General features: G+C 53.1%; 4 protein-coding genes. All 4 read left to right on the top strand.

Annotation, left to right across the window (positions count from 1 at the left end; all coding sequences use genetic code 11):
* Positions 1–489, top strand: a 489-nt coding sequence (locus ACOYNV_RS26525) for an HNH endonuclease (RefSeq protein WP_422902821.1), incomplete at its 5' end; no start/stop codon positions are given.
* The gene (locus tag ACOYNV_RS26530) at positions 489–1,079 is read left to right on the top strand and encodes a hypothetical protein (RefSeq protein WP_422902822.1); all 591 of its coding nucleotides are present in this window, start codon (positions 489–491) and stop codon (positions 1,077–1,079) included. The genes ACOYNV_RS26525 and ACOYNV_RS26530, both read left to right, overlap by 1 nt.
* Entirely contained in the window at positions 1,067–2,569 is a 1,503-nt protein-coding gene (locus ACOYNV_RS26535) for a DEAD/DEAH box helicase (RefSeq protein ID WP_422902823.1), read from the top strand. Before ACOYNV_RS26530 ends, ACOYNV_RS26535 begins: the two co-directional genes overlap by 13 nt.
* The gene (locus ACOYNV_RS26540) at positions 2,559–3,470 is read left to right on the top strand and encodes a DUF7146 domain-containing protein (RefSeq protein WP_422902824.1); all 912 of its coding nucleotides are present in this window, start codon (positions 2,559–2,561) and stop codon (positions 3,468–3,470) included. Before ACOYNV_RS26535 ends, ACOYNV_RS26540 begins: the two co-directional genes overlap by 11 nt.
* The last annotated feature ends 139 nt before the right edge of the window (positions 3,471–3,609 follow it).

The following is a 3,609-nucleotide window of genomic DNA, read 5'->3' on the forward strand; positions in this document are numbered from 1 at the left end:
CTCGCCGCCCTTACTGCCGCCAGATTTGTGCGGATCTACTCAGCCGGCAACACGCTCTACTGGTTGTGGTCTTCTGCCGACCAGCATAGCGAGGATGGCGTAATGCTTGGACTTACGCTACGCGCCATCGACCGAAAGGTAGGAGTGCAAGGGTTTGGGCTTGCATTGCTGGCAGTAGGCTGGATTGCAGATCACCCTGAAGGCGTGCGAATTGTCAAAGAAGACAATCTTGGAATTCCGCATTTCATTACAGGAGTAACGCCAGACCGACCTCTTACTCATATATGGAAAGAAATCAGGTCAAGAATTTTCAATCGAGATGATTACACATGCCGTTACTGCGGAGAACGTGGAAAGAAGCTCGAATGCGACCATGTTATCCCTGTGTCTCGCGGAGGTGTGCATACCGATGACAACCTTGTAACAGCTTGCTTTGCGTGTAACAGGTCGAAGCGGGATAAGTTAGTCGAAGAATGGAAGGTGACGTAATGGCTCACTACCGAAAAATAGATGTAGGAGTCTGGAACGACAGCGCGTTCATGTCACTAAAGCCGCTCGGCAAGCTGGCCTTCTTCATGCTGATAACTCACCCTAACATGACTTCACTTGGGGCTATGCGTGCAACAGTTCCAGGGCTTGCCTCAGAGCTTGGAGTTTCAACAAAAGACTTCGTGGAAGTGTTCGACAAAGGCATGGCTCTTGTAGATGAAAAAACGCACTGCGTTTTCGTCCCAAACTTTGTCAAATATCAATCCGCCGAATCAATCAATGTTGTCAAGTCTTGGGCCAAGCAACTTCAGTTCATACCCGAAGGCATACTTAAAGACAAAGCGGTAGCCTCAGTTATAGCCTTCCTTGAAGGCAAAGCCTTAGCCTTCCGCGATGCCTTCCGCGATGCCTACCTAGTAGCCTACCCGCAAGGCAAGGCTTATCCATTAAGCACTAAGCACTTAGCAGTGAGTAAACCCTTAAACCCCCCTGCCATGATCGAGGCGGTTGATGATAGAGAGGTAGGGGGCGTGGCGAAAATCGGGGCGGTCGATTTGCAGACCGGGGAGGTTACGTCATGGGCAGCTTAGAGTTACGGGGCTACCAACTTTCAGCGATTCAGGCGCTCCGTTCTTGCCTGGCAGGTGGTTTTAAGCGGGTGATGCTGTACAGCCCGACCGGAAGCGGCAAGACCGAGATCGGTATGTCGATCATCAAGGCCGCAGTCGCCAAGGGCAAGCGGGTCGTTTTCCTGTGCAACCGGATCAACCTCGTCGGGCAGGCATCGAAGCGGTTCTACCGGGCCGGAATACCGCACGGCATCATCCAGGGCGACAACACCCGCAGCCTTGACGCTGGCGTAATCGTCGGCAGCATCCAGACCGTTGCACGGCGCGGAATGCCTGACTGTGACTTGATCGTGATTGACGAAGCGCACGGAGTGGCCGGATCGAAAGACTTCCGGGCCGTTATTTTCAACCGCTCGAACGTCCCGGTGATTGGATTAAGTGCGACTCCGTTCGCCAAAGGACTTGGAAAGCATTACGCGGAATTGGGCGGCGCACTCTTCGAGGCGATGACCGTAGCAACGTCAATCCAGCAGTTGATTGACGATAATTTTCTGGTCGACTGCGACATTTACGCACCGCAAGAGCCGGACATGACGGGTATCAAAACCTCGCGGAATGCGTTCGGGGAAATCGACTTTTCTGATTCTGACATCGGCAGGGCAGTGGATAAACCGCAGTTGATCGGCGGGATTGTCGAACACTGGCTGCGTCTTTCAAACGGGCTTCCTACCGTCTGCTTCGCGGCAAACATCGCGCACTCAAAGCACATCACCGAATCGTTCCGTGCCGCTGGCGTATCGGCTGAACACATCGACTGCTACACCGATGAGGACGAACGCACAGCGATCATGGCGCGGGTTGAGTCGGGCGAAACGACGGTCATTTCAAACGTTGGCATCCTGGCTGAAGGATGGGACTTCCCGGCGTGCAGAACGATGATCCTTGCTCGCCCGACGCGCTCGCTGATTCGCTACATTCAAATGATTGGCAGAGTACTCAGGCCGCACGAAACAAAGGTCAAGGCGCTTGTTCTCGATCACTCAGGGACGGTTCAACGTCTCGGATTCCCTACGGATGATTTTCCGCTTGAACTGGACGATGGAAAGCCGAAGGACGCCAAGAAAGCAATGGAAGAAGAAGCCTTGCCGAAGAAGTGTTCAGCGTGCCATTTCATGAAACCGCCAAAGGTTTCAATCTGCCCACAATGCGGCTTCAAAGCATCCAGGCAGAACGATGTTGAAGAAGTGGATGGTGAGCTAAAACTGATTGCAAAGAACGGAAAGAAGGCGCGTCCTGAAGATAAGCAGCGCGTCTATTCAGAACTCCTGGCGATAAAGTCAGCGAAGGGGTATTCAGACGGTTGGGTCGCGCACAAATACAGGGCTTACTTCGGTGTGTGGCCTAGAGGCGTGCAGAACTACGCAATCGAGCCTTCGCCAGAAATCAAGTCGTGGATTGTCAGCCAGAACATTCGTTTCGCCAACTCACCGGAGAATCGTCGTGCTGCCTAATCGGAAAGTCACCGAGACAGCAACCGGGCGCTGGCCGGCAATCCTGATGCACTACGGAATAGCTGAGAACTTCCTACGCAACAAACACGGCGAATGCCCGATATGCGGAGGTAAAGATCGTTTCCGGTTCGACAACAAGGCAGGGCGTGGGACATTCATCTGCAACCAGTGCGGGGCTGGCGACGGTTTCCGACTGCTTGAGATTTTCAAAGGATGGACGTTCAAGGAAGCGGCCTATCACGTTGAACAGATCGTCGGAACGGTAAGCCAGACAGCAATCAAAGAGGAAAGCGACGAAGCAAAGAAGATGGCATCGGTGAAGCGGGTATGGAACGAGACTGAGCCAGTCTGCAAGGGCGATCCTGTTTGGCTGTACCTGAATCGCCGGGTTGGAATCGAGATTATCCCTGCGTCTATCCGATTCCATCCGGCGCTGGCCTATGTCGATAACAACTCTGTCGAATATCACCCTGCATTGGTTGCCGCGGTAACAGACCATTCCGGCGTAGGTATAGGCGTTCATCGAATCTACCTGACCAGCAGCGGAGAAAAGGCGGCGGTAGCGTCAGGAAAAAAACTTCTTTCAGGAAAGCCGCTACCAGGGGCGTCTATCAAACTTGGCAGGGCTGAAGGCTGTATCGGTATCTCTGAAGGGATCGAGACGGCTCTAGCCGCTTCCCGGCAGTTCGGTATCACGGTATGGGCGGCGGTATCTGCTGGATTGATGGAGCAATGGCTACCTCCTGAGAATATCACCAGCGTGATTATCTGCGGGGATAACGACGAATCATTCACCGGGCAAGCATCAGCCTATGGACTCGCCAAGAAGCTAAAGGCCAGAGGGGTTGAGGCAATAGTGAAAATACCTGAGTTAGTTGGTATGGATTGGGCGGACGTATGAACATCACCCAAGGGCCAACGCTCACCAAGTACGCGGAAACATTCGACATTCCAATCGCTGAAGTAATGGAATGGGTAATGGGATAGTGCCCTTTCGGCAGCGCTGCGTGAATTCTGCTGATGTTTATGTTATTGGCTAA

Source organism: Propionivibrio sp. (assembly GCF_049316945.1).
Taxonomy (GTDB): Bacteria; Pseudomonadota; Gammaproteobacteria; order Burkholderiales; family Rhodocyclaceae; genus Propionivibrio.

Bases quoted from the DNA above. Each gene is read 5' to 3' on its own strand.
- ACOYNV_RS26530 (WP_422902822.1), top strand. From the start codon at position 489: ATGGCTCACTACCGAAAAATAGATGTAGGAGTCTGGAACGACAGCGCG.
- ACOYNV_RS26535 (WP_422902823.1), top strand. From the start codon at position 1,067: ATGGGCAGCTTAGAGTTACGGGGCTACCAACTTTCAGCGATTCAGGCG.